General features: G+C 66.2%; 15 protein-coding genes. 8 read left to right on the top strand and 7 right to left on the bottom strand.

The window, feature by feature from the left end; all coding sequences use genetic code 11:
• The first annotated feature begins 17 nt into the window (after positions 1-17).
• Positions 18-491, top strand: coding sequence for a nuclear transport factor 2 family protein (locus FFS49_RS00480; RefSeq protein WP_105818337.1), 474 nt, complete (start codon positions 18-20; stop codon positions 489-491).
• Between the two features lie 98 nt (positions 492-589).
• Here FFS49_RS00480 and FFS49_RS00485 read toward each other — a convergent pair whose 3' ends face one another.
• Together FFS49_RS00485 and FFS49_RS00490 are read right to left on the bottom strand one after the other, a co-directional pair.
• Positions 590-1,450 carry a LysR family transcriptional regulator gene (locus FFS49_RS00485; RefSeq protein WP_046548765.1) on the bottom strand — a complete coding sequence of 287 codons (861 nt, stop codon included), beginning with the start codon at positions 1,448-1,450 and terminating at the stop codon, positions 590-592.
• A 131-nt stretch (positions 1,451-1,581) separates the two neighbouring features.
• Positions 1,582-2,061 (bottom strand): helix-turn-helix domain-containing protein, encoded by a 480-nt coding sequence (locus tag FFS49_RS00490; RefSeq protein WP_046548764.1) that lies wholly within the window; start codon positions 2,059-2,061, stop codon positions 1,582-1,584.
• Between the two features lie 485 nt (positions 2,062-2,546).
• Between FFS49_RS00490 and FFS49_RS00495 the strand changes: the two genes are divergently transcribed.
• Both FFS49_RS00495 and FFS49_RS00500 read left to right on the top strand, forming a co-directional pair.
• Positions 2,547-3,350 (top strand): ABC transporter substrate-binding protein, encoded by an 804-nt coding sequence (locus tag FFS49_RS00495; RefSeq protein ID WP_105818336.1) that lies wholly within the window; start codon positions 2,547-2,549, stop codon positions 3,348-3,350.
• A 39-nt stretch (positions 3,351-3,389) separates the two neighbouring features.
• Entirely contained in the window at positions 3,390-4,238 is an 849-nt protein-coding gene (locus FFS49_RS00500) for a phytanoyl-CoA dioxygenase family protein (RefSeq protein WP_105818335.1), read from the top strand.
• 82 nt (positions 4,239-4,320) lie between these two features.
• On the opposite strand, the gene hutC is transcribed toward FFS49_RS00500, so the two are convergent.
• A complete protein-coding gene (hutC, locus tag FFS49_RS00505; RefSeq protein ID WP_105818334.1) occupies positions 4,321-5,058 on the bottom strand; it encodes a histidine utilization repressor in 738 nt (245 codons plus the stop codon).
• A gap of 30 nt (positions 5,059-5,088) precedes the next feature.
• Complete coding sequence (locus tag FFS49_RS00510) at positions 5,089-5,631, bottom strand: XRE family transcriptional regulator (protein ID WP_039340426.1); 543 nt, start codon at positions 5,629-5,631, stop codon at positions 5,089-5,091.
• A gap of 134 nt (positions 5,632-5,765) precedes the next feature.
• Between FFS49_RS00510 and FFS49_RS00515 the strand changes: the two genes are divergently transcribed.
• Genes FFS49_RS00515 through FFS49_RS00525 form a run of 3 tightly spaced genes read left to right on the top strand, consistent with a single transcriptional unit; the run spans position 5,766 to position 8,199 of the window.
• Complete coding sequence (locus FFS49_RS00515; RefSeq protein WP_105818333.1) at positions 5,766-6,548, top strand: aldolase; 783 nt, start codon at positions 5,766-5,768, stop codon at positions 6,546-6,548.
• Positions 6,549-6,598: 50 nt separating this feature from the next.
• A complete protein-coding gene (locus tag FFS49_RS00520; protein ID WP_105818332.1) occupies positions 6,599-7,495 on the top strand; it encodes a dihydrodipicolinate synthase family protein in 897 nt (298 codons plus the stop codon).
• Positions 7,492-8,199 carry an MOSC domain-containing protein gene (locus tag FFS49_RS00525; RefSeq protein ID WP_105818331.1) on the top strand — a complete coding sequence of 236 codons (708 nt, stop codon included), beginning with the start codon at positions 7,492-7,494 and terminating at the stop codon, positions 8,197-8,199. Before FFS49_RS00520 ends, FFS49_RS00525 begins: the two co-directional genes overlap by 4 nt.
• A gap of 45 nt (positions 8,200-8,244) precedes the next feature.
• On the opposite strand, the gene FFS49_RS00530 is transcribed toward FFS49_RS00525, so the two are convergent.
• Entirely contained in the window at positions 8,245-9,009 is a 765-nt protein-coding gene (locus FFS49_RS00530) for an SDR family oxidoreductase (RefSeq protein ID WP_105818330.1), read from the bottom strand.
• A gap of 380 nt (positions 9,010-9,389) precedes the next feature.
• Here FFS49_RS00530 and FFS49_RS00535 point away from each other — a divergent pair, with 380 nt between their 5' ends.
• Positions 9,390-10,097, top strand: a complete 708-nt coding sequence (locus FFS49_RS00535) for a YceH family protein (protein ID WP_105818329.1) — start codon at positions 9,390-9,392, stop codon at positions 10,095-10,097.
• Positions 10,098-10,187: 90 nt separating this feature from the next.
• On the opposite strand, the gene FFS49_RS00540 is transcribed toward FFS49_RS00535, so the two are convergent.
• Positions 10,188-11,453, bottom strand: coding sequence for a hypothetical protein (locus FFS49_RS00540; protein WP_105818395.1), 1,266 nt, complete (start codon positions 11,451-11,453; stop codon positions 10,188-10,190).
• Complete coding sequence (locus tag FFS49_RS42455) at positions 11,453-12,136, bottom strand: hypothetical protein (RefSeq protein WP_224755802.1); 684 nt, start codon at positions 12,134-12,136, stop codon at positions 11,453-11,455. The genes FFS49_RS00540 and FFS49_RS42455 overlap by 1 nt, the downstream gene beginning before the upstream one ends.
• Before the next feature lie 168 nt (positions 12,137-12,304).
• Here FFS49_RS42455 and FFS49_RS00550 point away from each other — a divergent pair, with 168 nt between their 5' ends.
• Positions 12,305-13,621, top strand: coding sequence for a lipase family protein (locus tag FFS49_RS00550; protein ID WP_105818328.1), 1,317 nt, complete (start codon positions 12,305-12,307; stop codon positions 13,619-13,621).
• The last annotated feature ends 133 nt before the right edge of the window (positions 13,622-13,754 follow it).

Here is a 13,754-nt window from a genome sequence, read left to right on the forward strand (position 1 = left end):
TTTCCCGGGAGACGACGATGCGACGCACGACAGCGGCACGGGCCGCACGATGGATGGCGGCGGCCCTGTTCGCCGTGACCGCCGCGCACGCGGTGGCGGCCGGGCCAACGGACGCACAGCAGGAAGCCAACCGGCGGGCGGTGCTCGCGTTCTACGAAAAAGGCCTGAACGAGAAGGATGCCGACGCCGCGCTCGCCTACGTCGGCGATCGCTACGTGCAGCACAACCCGAACGCAGCCGACGGCCGCGACGGCTTCCGCAAGTTCGTCGCATTCCTGCGCGACAAGTATCCGCAGTCGCACAGCGAGATCAAGCGCTCGTTCGTCGACGGCGACTACGTGATCCTGCACGTGCACGCGGTGCGCGAACCCGGCACGCGCGGCAGCGCGATCGTGGACATCTTCAAGCTCGAGAACGGCAAGATCGTCGAGCACTGGGACGTCAATCAACCCGTGCCCGAGCAGGCCGCGAACGGGAACACGATGTTCTGACGCTTGCCGGGCGCGCGGGCGTGTCGACGCGCCCGCGGTCTCGTCGCAACGGCTGTGCCGCGGCGTCCTTCGCATTGCCGCCGCATCCCGCCTGCTTGCTACTCCTCGAGCTCCAGCATCGTCGCCAGCGCCTTCGTCAGCTCGCTGACCATCGGGTCGGCCGTCGGCCGATGCAGGATCGCGATATCCATGTGCTCGATCGGCGCGAAGCCCTGCTTCGCGGTCAGCACGACGTGCTCGTCCGTCACCACGCGCGCGGGCAATACGCTGATGCCGAGCCCGTCCGCGACGGCGGCCTGAATGCCGCTCAGGCTCGACGTCGTGAAGCTGATCCGCCAGCGGCGGCCGCGTTCCTCGATCGCCTTGATCATGTCGTCGCGATAGAGCCCGCGCGGCGGAAACACGACGATCGGCACCGGGTCGAGGTCGATCGACGGATGTTTCGCGCTGTCGATCCAGCGCAGCTTCTCGGGCCAGCGCACGACGGCCTCGCGGCTGTCGCGCCGCTGCTTGATCAGCACGAGGTCGAGTTCGCCGCGGTCGTACGCGGCGCTGATGTCGCGGCTCAGCCCGCACATCACTTCGAGCTTCACCTGCGGATGCGCGCGCTTGAACGCCGCGAGCGCATGTGTTGTGCGGCCTGCCGCAAAATCGTCGGGCACGCCGAGCCGGATCGTCAGCGCGACCGTGGCGCCCGACAGCGCTTCCAGCATTTCGTCGTTCAGCGCGATCATGCGCCGCGCATAGCTGAGCACCGTCACGCCCGCGTCGGTCGGCCGCACGTCGCGCGTGCCGCGGTCGAGCAGGCGGTGCCCGGCGATTTCCTCGAGTCGGCGCACCTTCTGGCTGACCGTCGACTGCGTCGAATGCAGGCGTGCGGACGCCGTCGTGAAGCTGCCGCAGTCGGCGACCATCACGAGCGCGCGCAGCAGGTCGAGGTCGAACAGGGGTCTATTCATTTTTGCACTTTTGCGGATTCGAGCATTTCATTTCCAAATGCGTGCGACGACTTTTAACATGGCCGGACGGAGCGGGCAATCGCGGTTTCGCCGGACGGGGCATGGCTGGAGACGATGATGCTCGCCCGCGGTCAGGCCCATACCTCCCGATAGAGCTGAAGCTCCTTTGACCACGCGGCCAGGTTCTTCCAGATGGTTCGAAGCGGGGTGCCCGAACGTGCGGCGGCTTCCTCGGCCGCCTGCACGACGACGGGCAGTGGCACCTCGTCGAGGATGACGGCGAACTGCGGTTCGCACCCGTCCGGGATTTGCCCGGAGGCCAACGCTTCGACGAGCAATCGTTCGGTCAATTCGCTCTTGTGGCTTACGTTCGCGCCAATGACGGCCTTGTAAAGACCACGTTGAGCTGGCCGCGGTCGGGTCATGAGTTCGATGCCGAGCAAGGCTAGCAACGGGATCAGTTTGTTGACGCCGAGATCCTTGAGTTTGCCGTTTTCCAGCTGGTTCACGGTGAGGCGAGAGAGTCCAGCAAGCCTGGCCAGTTGAGCTTGCGTGAGGTCGAGTTCCGCTCTACGTTTCGCGACGGCGTGACCTATCTCGTAAAGTTGCATGCGGGCTTCCTGCTAGGGTCGATGGCTCAAAAATGTAAGATAAATCTTACATCGTTGGGTGGGTAGTGCCGCCGACCGACCCTTGTTGCGGTATAGGTTGCATACTCGACATCGCCAAATCCATCAAGGACGCGACTTCGCATTGACCATCTGGATCGACGCTGTTCTCCCGCGAATATCCGTAAGAGCGCGTTCTGTTGCTGAAGTACGTCGTGCAGGTAAACACTGGAGAACCGCGAAAATCACGTTGAGAAGTCGTATTTGAAGCTTCGCTGTGTTTTGCCATCCTGGTTCGGCATCGTACCTGCCCTCCACCCACCCCGCCCCCGTTTCCCCCGCTTGCGCTTGAAATTTGAGCGGTCTAGACTGCAACGCAGTTTCATCGAAGTCCCTGTCTTTCGCGCACCGCGCCGGGTGATCCGGCGTACCGCTCCCCACCGGACGCCGGCGTTCGCCCGCCGCGTCGAGACTTTCAAGGACCCGCCATGAACCGCACTGCAACGCTTCTCGTTACCGCGCTGGCGTTCGCGCCGCTCGCGTCGTTCGCGCAGGACACGTCGACGATCCGCTGGGGCATCGACCCCACGTACCCGCCGTTCGAGGCGAAGCAGCCCGACGGCTCGCTCGCCGGCTTCGACATCGACCTGCGCAATGCGATCTGCGCGCAACTGCATGCGAAGTGCGTGTGGGTCGAGCAGGGCTTCGACGGGATGATTCCGGCGCTGCGCGCGCGCAAGTTCGACGTGATCATGTCCGCGATGACGGCTACCGACGAGCGGCTCAAGCAGATCGACTTCTCGAACAAACTGTATGCGTCGCCGGGCGCGCTCGTCGCGCCGGTCGGCTCGACGCTGCTGCCGACCGCCGCGTCGCTCGCGGGCAAGCGCATCGGGATCGACCAGGGCACGACGCAGGAGGCGTACGCGAAGGCCGAATGGGCGACCAAGGGCGTGACGATCGTCTCGTACCAGAACCAGGACCAGGTGTATCAGGATCTCGTCAACGGCCGCCTCGACGCGACGTTCCAGGACAAGACGCAGGCCGGCTACTCGTTCCTGAAGACGCCGCGCGGCAAGGGCTACGCGTTCGCGGGCCCCGACGTGACCGACGTACGGATCACCGGCTACGGCGTCGCGATGGGCGTCCGCAAGGGCGACGACGCGATGAAGAAGCGGCTGAACGACGCGATCGTCGCGATTCGCGCGAACGGCACCTACCAGAAGATCGCCGCCAAGTATTTCGACTTCGACATCTACGGCGCGAAGCAGCAGCTGACTTCCGCACCGTGAATCCGTGATTCCGTGATTCATTCCATCGACAGGCACACCATGACGAGTATCCAGGATCGCGTCGCGCAAGCCGTGACGCCCGAACTGATCGCCGCGTTCCGCGAGGAAGGGGCGGTCTGCATCAAGGGCATCTTCTCGCCCGACGAAGTCGCCGCGCTGCGCGCCGGCATCGACGCGAATCTCGCGCAGCCGAGCGAGCGCGCGAAAGTCGCGAGCCGGCCCGACGATCCGGGTTGGTTCTTCGAGGATTTCTGCAACTGGCAGCACAACGACGCGTATCGCGACTTCATCGTGCGCTCGCCAGCGCCGTCGGTGGCCGCCGCGCTGATGGGCACCGACAACGTGCGGTTGCATCACGACCACCTGCTCGTGAAGGAGCCCGGCACACGGCAACGCACGCCGTGGCACCAGGACCAGCCGTACTACAACATCGAAGGCGACGACAACGTCAGCATGTGGATTCCGGTCGATCCCGTGCCGCTCGAATCGACGCTGGAATTCGTCGCGGGCTCGCATCTCGGGCCGTGGCTAATGCCGCGCACGTTCATGGACAAGGAAGCGAAGTGGTTCCCCGAAGGCAGCCTGGCGGACCTGCCGGACATCGAAGGCGATCGCGCGGCCTTCCCGATCCGCCGCTGGGCGCTCGAGCCCGGCGACATGGTGTGCTTCCGGATGCTCACGCTGCACGCGTCGGGCGGAACGCAGAACCGGCGGCGCGCGTTCTCGATCCGCTTCGTCGGCGACGATATCCGTCACGCGCCGCGCCGCTGGAAGACGTCGCCCGATTTCCCGGGGCTCGCCGAGCAACTGCCCGACGGTGCGCCGCTCGATCACCCGCTGTTTCCGGTCGTGTGGTCGCGCGGCGCGGGGCAGGTGCGCGCGATCTGACGTGGGCGGGTGGTCATGACGAACGCGGCGGCCGTTTCCTGACGAAACGGCCGCCGCGCGCTTTTGTACTGGGGTAAAAGGATCAGGTCGGGTGGCGTCCGCCGCCCGGCTTGAAGCGCGAGCCGAGCCGGTAGCGGTTGCCCGGATGCAGGAAGTGCACGAACGTGACGGGCTGCCCGTTTGTCCAGGTGCGCCGCGTGAGCGTGAGGCAGGGCTCGTCCGCACGCATGTCGAGCAGCCGCGCCTGCTCGCCGGTCGGCAACGACGCATCGACCACGTGCTCGATCTCCAGTTCGTAGTGCGACACGTTGTTGAACAGGTACTCGGACGGCGGTTCGACCTGGAAATCCTGGTCGATGAAGCCGGGTGCGGCGGCCGGGTTCACGTAGCGATCCTCGAGCTGGATCGGGCGGCCGTTTTCCTCGTGCACGCACACCACATGAAACACCGGCGTGTTGACCGGCAGGCCGAACGCGGCCGCGACGTCGAACGACGCGGGTTCGCTCGACTGGCTCAGCACACGGCAGCGATATTCGTGGCCGCGTGCTCGGATTTCGTCGCGGATGTGCGCGATCATCAGCAGGTTCGACTGGGGCTTCACTTCGGCGACGAAGGTGCCGACGCCCGCGATGCGCTTCAGCACGCCTTCCTCGGTCAGCTCGCGCAGCGCGCGGTTGACCGTCATGCGTGCGACGCCGAACTGCGCGGCGAGATCGAGCTCGGACGGAATGCGGTCCCCGGGGCGCCAGTCGCCCGATTCGACGTTCTGGCGAACGAGTGTCTTGATCTGCTGGAACGGTGCGGTGGCCTTCGTGACCATCGGGGATCCTTGCGCGAAAAGGTGACGATGCTAGTCGTCGTGACTGACGATGACCAGGATCTCCGCCTGCGCGGTGCCGAGGCTGCGCGTGCGGTGCGGGATGAGTGCGTTGAAATAGACTGAATCGCCGGCCTTGAGTTGCACCGTCTCGTTCGGAAATTCGATTTCGACGCGCCCCTTGTGCACGAACAGGAATTCCTCGCCTTCGTGCTCGCGGAACGTCGACGCGACGAATTCGTGCGGCGGATGCACGACGAACGGCAACATCTTCTTCGGCGCGACGCCGGCCGCGATGCTTTCGAAGCGGTGGGCCTGGCTGTCGGCTGCCGCGCCCATCGCCGTGCGCTCGCCGGCGCGCGTGACCGTGATCAGCTCGCGGTTGTGGCTTTCCGAGAACAACTGCTCGACGTCGACATTCAGTGCCTTCGACAGCTTCAGCGCGACCGCGATCGACGGCACGCTCAGGCCGCGCTCGACTTTCGACAGGTAGCTCTTGGTGAGGCCCGTCTCGTCGGCCAGCACGTCGAGCGTCCAGCCCTTCTGTTTTCTGAGCAGCTTCAGGCGAATCGTCATGGGGCGCCAGGTGTCCTTCGAAAAACCGATTGTAACGCATGACACAGAGTGTCCTGTAGTGTATCGTGTGTCATGTTTTCCCGGGAAAGCGGCCGCGGACGGCGCGACCGACCCGATCCATTCAGGAGGCGAACATGGCGGAAACGCTGAATCTGACGAAGGAGGCGCTGGTCGCGCTGGCGGAACGGCGTCTTGACGACGCGGTGGGCGACAGCGGCTGGTCCGCGCGGCAGAAGCTCGCGCTCACGTGCCGGATCCTGTTCGACGCCGGTCACGATTCGGGCCTGGCCGGGCAGATCACCTGCCGCGCGGGCGAAGCCGGCACGTACTACACGCAGCGGCTAGGCCTCGGCTTCGACGAGATATCGGCCGCGAACCTGCTGCGCGTCAACGAGGATCTCGATGTCATCGACGGCGAAGGCATTCCGAATCCGGCCAACCGGTTCCATACGTGGATCTACCGCGAGCGCCCGGACGTGAACTGCATCATTCATACGCATCCGGCGCATGTCGCGGCGCTGTCGATGCTCGAGCAGCCGCTCGTCGTGTCGCACATGGATACCTGCCCGCTGTACGACGATTGCGCGTTCCTGAAGGACTGGCCCGGCGTGCCGGTCGGCAACGAGGAGGGTGAGATCATCTCGAAGGCGCTCGGCAGCAAGCGCGCGATCCTGCTGTCGCATCACGGCCAGCTGGTGGTCGGCAAGACGATCGAGGAAGCCTGCATCCTCGCGCTGCTGATCGAGCGGGCCGCGAAGCTGCAGCTGCTCGCGATGGCGGCCGGCGAGATCAAGCCGGTGCCGTCCGCGCTGGCGCGCGAAGCGCACGACTGGATCTCGAAGCCGAAGCGCGATGCGGTGACGTTCGACTACTACGCACGGCGGGCATTGCGTACGCATCAGGATTGCGTCGCATGAGCGGACGATTCGTCGTTCTCGTTTTCGATCATCATTGAGGAATACCTATCGTGTCAATCCTGCTGAAAGGCATCATTGCCTACCCGGTTACGCCGTTCTCCGCTGACGGCGGCGTCGACCTGAAAACGCTCGACGCGCTGATCGAGCGGCTGATTGCCGATGGCGTCCACGCGATCGCGCCACTGGGCAGTACCGGCGAAAGCGCGTACCTGTCCGACACCGAATGGGAGGCGGTCGCCTCCGCGTCGATTCGCGCGGTGCGCCGACGCGTGCCGACCGTCGTCGGCATTTCCGATCTCACCACCGCGGGCGCGGTGCGTCGCGCGCGCTTCGCCGAACGGGCCGGCGCCGATGCGGTGATGGTGCTGCCGGTGTCGTACTGGAAGCTCGCCAACGACGAGATCGTCGCGCACTATCGCGCGATCGGTGCTGCCATCGGCATCCCGATCATGCTGTACAACAACCCCGCGACGAGCGGCGTCGACATGTCACCGGACCTGATCGCGACGATCTGCCGGACCGTCGACAACGTGACGATGGTGAAGGAGAGCACCGGCGACATCGGGCGGATGCACCGGCTGGCGCAACTGAGCGACGGCGCGATTCCGTTCTACAACGGCAGCAATCCGATGGCGCTTGCCGCGCTTGCAGCGGGCGCGGCCGGATGGTGCACGGCCGCGCCGAACCTGAATGCGGCGTTGCCGCTGGCGCTGTTCGACGCGATGCAGGCGGGCGACCTCGCGCGGGCGAGGTCGGTCTTTCATGCGCAGTTGCCGTTGCTGCAGTTCATCGTCAACGGCGGATTGCCGGTGACCGTGAAGGCCGGGTTGCGCCTGCGCGGCTTCGATGCGGGCGAACCGAGGAAGCCGCTGATGCCGCTCGGCGACGCACGCACGCGCGAGCTCGAACGCCTGCTCGCGGCGCTGCCCGCCGGTGCGGCGATATGAGCGATGCGACACGGCCGCTGATCTCGGCCGCCATCGGCGCGGTACGGGTCGGCAGAAGCCGGCCGCTGGCCGGCACGCCGCACGCCAGCGCGATCGACAAGCAGCCGGCAGGCGCGCGTCTGTGGCTGGGCACGCTCGGCTTCGCCGGCGACGAGCAGGCCGATGCGCGGCATCATGGCGGGCCTGACAAGGCGGTGCACCACTATGCGCACGAACACTATGCGTGGTGGTCGGAGCAGATCGGCGCGCGCGACGTGCTCGCGCAACCGGGCGCGTTCGGCGAGAACCTGTCGACGCACGGCATGACCGAGCACGACGTGTGTCTCGGCGATGCGTTCACGCTGGGCGGTGCCGTGCTTCAGGTGTCGCAGTCGCGGCAGCCGTGCTGGAAGCTCAACGCACGTTTCGATCATCCGCGGATGGCCGCGCTCGTGCAGCAAAGCGGCCGGACCGGCTGGTACTACCGCGTGCTGCGGGAAGGCTGGGTGGAATCGGGTGACGTGCTGACGCTGCATGAGCGCCGCTACCCGCAATGGCCGCTGGCGACAGTGCTCGACGTGCTGTACCGGCGCACGCTCGACATGGCCGCGCTCGATGCGCTGTACGAAGTCCCGAACCTGCCGCCCGGCTGGCGCACGATGCTCGAAAGGCGCCGGACGGAGCGGCAGGTCGAAGACTGGACGAAGCGGCTCGAAGGACGTTGACGGGCCGTGTGTCCGTGTGTCCGTATGTCCTGGTGGCCGCGTAACTCAGTGGCTCGGCAGTTCCCGCACGTCGGCCGTCGGCACCGAGCCGAATGCGTCGCTCAGTGCATAGCCGATCAGCTGTCGCGCGGCTGCTTCGGGCGTCGCGAGCGCGCCGCTCGACTTCAGCTGGTCGAATTTCTCGCGCATCGGGAAGTTGTCTTCGCTGGTCGAGCGGATCGTCGCCTGCATGCCCGTATCGACGACGCCCGGCGCGACGCTGCAGATCCGCAGCGCGCGGTTCGCATCGAGCGCGACTGCGCGCGCATGGTGATCGAGTGCCGCCTTGGTCGCACAGTAGACGCTCCAGCCCGCGTACGCGTTGCGTGCCGCGCCGCTCGACACATGCAGGATCCGGCATTCGGTCGTGGCCGATGCCGCTTGCGCGAGCGCGGCCGACAGCATCAGCGGCGCCGCGACGTTCACGCCGACCGCGCGCGCGACGATCGCCGGGTCTTGTGCAGCGAGCGGGCCGATCGGATCGACGATGCCCGCGTTGTTGAACAGCAGCACGATCGACGCGCCGTCGACGAAGCGGCGCAGCGTGTCGCCCGCCAGCCAGGCCGCGACGGCCGACGTATCCGACAGGTCGAGTTCGATTTCGGCGAAGCGGTCGCCGGCCTGCGACGCGAGCGACGGATGGCGGCTGCGCGACACGCCGAGCACGGCGACGCCTTCCAGCAGCAGTTGTTCGGCGAGCGATGCGCCGAGGCCGCGCGTGTGTCCGGTGACGATGGCGCGTACGTGCGGTGCGGAGGAGGATGCGGTCATGGTGATGAACGGGGCGAAGGGGTGAACGGATGAATGGCGTCGACGAGCGATGCGCATGCGCGGTGGCATGGCGTGCGGGGCGGGCGATGCGTGGTATTGCGTGCGAAGGCGGTCACGCGGCGCCGCAGACGCCGGGATGACGCATATCGTAGCGCCCGCATGCGCGGCGTGCAAACGCCGCCGTGTGCAAGGAGGTGGAGTCCGCCGCGCGGCACCGTCCGGCCGATACGTTGGACGAAACCCTGCTGCGGCAAGTGGGCGCGCCGGCACGTCGCGCGGCGCCGGGCCACGCGACGCGAGCTATCATATGGCTCGCCCGTGCGCGATGCCGGACGGGCCGCGATCGTTTCCCTTCACCTGCTGCACGCTGCGACGCCACCATGAACACCACGCCGGATACGCCCACGCCACGCGCCCTTCGCGAACTCACGCCCCTCGAGGCCCGCATTCTCGGTGTGCTCGTCGAGAAACAGCACACGGTGCCGGACACCTATCCGCTGTCGTTGAATGCGCTGACCGCGGGCTGCAACCAGAAAACCGCGCGCTCGCCGGTGATGAACGTCAGCGAGGATGAGGTCACGACCGCGCTCGACGGGCTGAAGCACCTGAGCATCGTGATGGAAGGCAGCAGCAGCCGCGTGCCGCGTTTCGAGCACAACATGAACCGCGTGCTCGGCATTCCGAGCCAGGCGATCGCGCTGCTGACGATCCTGCTGCTGCGCGGCCCGCAGACGGCCGCCGAACTGCGCCTGAACAGCGCGCGCCTGCACGGCTTCGCCGATATCTCGTCGGTCGAGGCGTTCCTCGACGAACTCGCGGCGCGCGCACAGCCGCTCGTCGTCCGGTTGCCGCGTGCGCCGGGCGCGCGCGAGAACCGCTGGATGCACCTGATGTGCGGCGAAGTGAACATGGCCGATTTCGCGAGCGCGGATGTCGGCGGTGCGGATTCCGTGCCGCCTTCCGAATTCGAAGCGCTGAAGGCCGAACAGAAGCGGCTCGCGGATGAAGTGGCGCGACTGAATGCGCTGGTTCTGCGGATGGCCGGCGAGCTGGGCATCGACGTCGATGCGCAAGGCGACGCGGGCTGATGTAGATGGCCGCGGTGGCCCGCCACTGGATGGCCACGCCGCAGCACCGCCGGGTCGGGGTGCGTTGCGGGGACTACCCGCATCGCGGCGTTACTTCAGCTTGACGCCCGGTACGAGATAGCGCGAACCGCCCGGTTTCAGGATCGGCGCCAGCGCCTCAAATGGCGCATCGAGTTGCGGCCCGAGGCAGGCACCTGCCGCGTGGCCAATCCCGGATACGGCGAACGACAGCTTGCCGGGGGCATCGAGCTCGAACGCCAGGTATTCGGGGAACACGTCGGCGCACGACAGCGAATCGCCTTTGCCGTCCGTCACTTGCAGACCGTGTGTTGTCTTGTCGCGCAATCGCGCAATGAAACCCGCCAGCGCGGGGCTCGTTTCCGGATTGCCGTCCTTGCCCGCCACAGTTGCGTCGATCACGCGGTTCCAGTCGAGGTACGCGCCGCGCAGTAGGTCGAACGTGACAGGATCGTAGTGATTGTCCGGGTACGCGCCGCCGCAGAACAGGCTGCCCGATTCCACGATACCCATCGCCGCACGCGACAGCCAAGTGACCGTCACTTGCTCGTCGTCGTAGCCGCCGAGCGATCCGGATGCCGACCCGTCGTCGCTATAGCGCGTCGATGCGCATTCGAGCGCCGCGAGACTCATCTGCCAGTGCCGTTGTTCCAGCAGATGGTTGACTCGCGCCATCACGGCCGGATCGGGGTATCGGCTCAGCCGCGGATATGCGAGCACCGTGCGCGGGTCGCTCCACATCCGGTATGCGACCGTGCCGTCGCCGATCTCCGGGCCCACCGGCCGTGCATGCCCGGCAAGCTTCAGCGTGGCATACGGCGCGTGCTGCATGTCGATGTCCGCGCTGCACGCGATACCGCTGCCGACACCACTCCCGGACACGGCTGTGATCGCTTCGACGGCGCCGGGCGCGACTGCGTCGGGATCGTATGCGGCGACGCGGCGCAACGCGAAGGTGCGTGACTTGCCAGAGCGCGCATCGGTCCAGCGGCCGCGATAGCCGGCCTTGTCCCGCGTGCCCTGCCAGGTGGCCGCGGCATGATCGAAATTGGCCTGCTCGCGGAATCCCAATGGCGTGCGCGCGTCGTCCGGCAACTGCGTTCGTACGAGTGGCTCGATCAATTCCGCAGGCGTGCCGTGCAGCGGAATGTCGATGCCGTGCTGCGCATAGAAGTAGCGGCCCGAGATCGAACCATCCGCAGCCGGGCGATCGTCGAGTTCCATCACGACGGCGCCGGCGCCTTGCAGCATTCCCTCGTAGACCGTGCGCTGTGCGGCATCCGCGAAGCCCGTGCGCAACGCGATCAGCACCAGGACCATCCGGATCATCGGGCGCATCACCAGCGGCACCCGGTCTGTTCGGACGCGTCGACGTCCAGTACCCTGCCGAACGCTGTCTGCTTGCCGGTGCGCGCGCTGGTATAGGTCATCGAATAGATCATCGCTCCCTGCGACATCATCTCGTACCGTCCATTGATCCTGCCGTCGACCATCTCGACCCAGGTCGTCGTGAACTGGTGCGGGCGGCCCTCGGCGAGCACTTCCTCGTCCACGTGCTCGACCACCAGCGGCAGCGCCATTTTCGCTTTCGCATAGCGGACCATGCCGCCCGACCAGCCGACGGCGTCGTCGTAGTAGGTGCGCATTTCGAAGCGCACCGGTTTGTCGCCGTCCGACTTGAAGCAGTACACCTCGGTGGAGACCTTGGCGAACGCGGGCAGCGACGCGCAGAGCAGCAGGGCGGCATACGGTTGGCGGATGGCACGGAGAAGTTCGGAGACGGTCATCGTGGCGTGTCGGTTGGGCAGGGATCGATCGGTTACGAACAGTCGGTGTGCGGCGCGGCCGGCATCGCACGACGTGGCCTTCGGTACCCGACAGCCGTGATCGTACGGCACTTCGACAAAACGCGGACAGTCGGCCGAACGGCCGGAGCATCCCGCATCGCGCGCCGACGGCTTTAGACGTTTACCTTCAAACAACAGAAAACGCCCATCGCGTGCGTGCTCGTTGTGCTTCAATTCATCCGGTTTGTACTCCTACTAAAACGACGAATTCAGAACAGCCCGGATTGCCAATTCACAGGAGACAGTCGATGGCTCGGAACCGGTTTTGAAGCAGCACACGCGATGGTCTGCAACACCGCGAACTTCCTTCGATGAAAGCAGGTTATTCCAGGGGCCCCAACCATGTCCTCAAGACGTTTCATGATGGCCGCGGCTGCCGTGTCCGCCGCGCTGGCCATCGCCGCACCGCCGGCCACTGCCGCCGCGCCGACCGTATCCGACCCGTTCTACACGTACACCGGCACAACGCCATTGGCATCGATTCCACCGGGCACGGTGCTCAAGACGCGCAACGTCACGTACCACGTGGCTGGCATCCCCACCGCGCTGACCGCGCAGCAGTTGCTGTATCGCACCAATAACGCGCTGAACCAGCCGGTCGTCAACGTGACGTCCGTGATCCGGAGCCAGGTCAGCAACGGCCAGGCCATCTCGTACCAGTCGGCCTACGATTCGCTGAACCCGTACGACGAGCCGTCGCAGGTGATCGCCGGCGACCGCGACGTCACGAAGATCATCAACGTCGGCACGCTGCTCTACAGCGCGGAATCGATTCCGCTGTCGACACTGCTGCTGCTCGGCTACAACGTCATCGTGCCCGATACGGAGGGCCAGACGGCCGACTTTGCTGCCGGTCCCGAATACGGGATGACGACGCTCGATTCGATCCGCGCGGCGCTCAATACGCCGTCCACGGGCCTGAACCCGTCGAGCAAGGTCGCGATGATCGGCTATTCCGGCGGCGCGATCGCGACGAACTGGGCCGCGCAGCTCGCGCCGAGCTATGCGCCCGAGATCAACAAGCAGCTCGTCGGTGCGGCGGAAGGCGGCGTGCTGGTCGACCCCGCGCACAACCTGCGCTACGTCGACGGCAGCATCGTCTGGGGCGGCGTGGCCGCGGCCGCGCTGGCCGGGCTGTCGCGCGGCTACGGCTTCGACCTGACGCCTTATCTCAGCGATACCGGCGTCGCCGTGCTCAAGGACATCCAGAGCCAGTCGCTCGCATACATCCTGCCGAAGTACACGGGGCTGCATTGGGGCACGCTGTTCAAGCCGCAATACGCGAACGACATCAACAGCATTCCCGTGTACGTGACGTACGCGAACAAGGTGAATGCCGGGCTGGCCGCATCGCCGACGATCCCGATGTTCATCGGCCAGGGCACGGCGGGTGCGCTGGACGGCACCTTCAGCAGCCAGGTGGGCGATGGCGTGATGATGGCGTACGACGTGCGCGCGCTGGCGCAGAAGTTCTGTGCCAGCGGCACGCCGGTCACGTACAACGAGTATCCGCTCGAACATGCGGGCGCGATCGTGCCGTGGGTGGCCGGCATGCTGCCGTGGCTCTACGACCGTTTCAACGGAAAAGCGGCGCCGAGCAACTGCTGGCTGACGTCGCTGCTGCCGAGCAATTCGCTGGCGCCCGAGACGCTGCACTAGCCGCCACGCCGCGTGTGATGCGGCGCACGGCCGGGCGACCCTTCGCGGGTCGCCTTTTTCTTTTTGCCTTTTGATCTGCGTCGCGCTGCGGCAAGGCCGCCGCGTCGGTCTCCCCGCCGCAAGCCGCCTCCGT

Origin of the sequence: Burkholderia sp. 4NA327C6 (genome assembly GCF_005502655.1) — a bacterium.
Taxonomy (GTDB): Bacteria; Pseudomonadota; Gammaproteobacteria; order Burkholderiales; family Burkholderiaceae; genus Burkholderia; species Burkholderia contaminans.

Excerpts from the sequence above, each read along its gene's own strand:
- FFS49_RS00480 (WP_105818337.1), top strand. The coding sequence starts at position 18 with ATGCGACGCACGACAGCGGCACGGGCCGCACGATGGATGGCGGCGGCC.
- FFS49_RS00485 (WP_046548765.1), bottom strand. The coding sequence starts at position 1,450 with ATGAATAGACCCCTGTTCGACCTCGACCTGCTGCGCGCGCTCGTGATG.
- FFS49_RS00490 (WP_046548764.1), bottom strand. The coding sequence starts at position 2,061 with ATGCAACTTTACGAGATAGGTCACGCCGTCGCGAAACGTAGAGCGGAA.
- FFS49_RS00495 (WP_105818336.1), top strand. The coding sequence starts at position 2,547 with ATGAACCGCACTGCAACGCTTCTCGTTACCGCGCTGGCGTTCGCGCCG.
- FFS49_RS00500 (WP_105818335.1), top strand. The coding sequence starts at position 3,390 with ATGACGAGTATCCAGGATCGCGTCGCGCAAGCCGTGACGCCCGAACTG.
- hutC (WP_105818334.1), bottom strand. The coding sequence starts at position 5,058 with ATGGTCACGAAGGCCACCGCACCGTTCCAGCAGATCAAGACACTCGTT.
- FFS49_RS00510 (WP_039340426.1), bottom strand. The coding sequence starts at position 5,631 with ATGACGATTCGCCTGAAGCTGCTCAGAAAACAGAAGGGCTGGACGCTC.
- FFS49_RS00515 (WP_105818333.1), top strand. The coding sequence starts at position 5,766 with ATGGCGGAAACGCTGAATCTGACGAAGGAGGCGCTGGTCGCGCTGGCG.
- FFS49_RS00525 (WP_105818331.1), top strand. The coding sequence starts at position 7,492 with ATGAGCGATGCGACACGGCCGCTGATCTCGGCCGCCATCGGCGCGGTA.
- FFS49_RS00530 (WP_105818330.1), bottom strand. The coding sequence starts at position 9,009 with ATGACCGCATCCTCCTCCGCACCGCACGTACGCGCCATCGTCACCGGA.
- FFS49_RS00535 (WP_105818329.1), top strand. The coding sequence starts at position 9,390 with ATGAACACCACGCCGGATACGCCCACGCCACGCGCCCTTCGCGAACTC.
- FFS49_RS00540 (WP_105818395.1), bottom strand. The coding sequence starts at position 11,453 with ATGCGCCCGATGATCCGGATGGTCCTGGTGCTGATCGCGTTGCGCACG.
- FFS49_RS00550 (WP_105818328.1), top strand. The coding sequence starts at position 12,305 with ATGTCCTCAAGACGTTTCATGATGGCCGCGGCTGCCGTGTCCGCCGCG.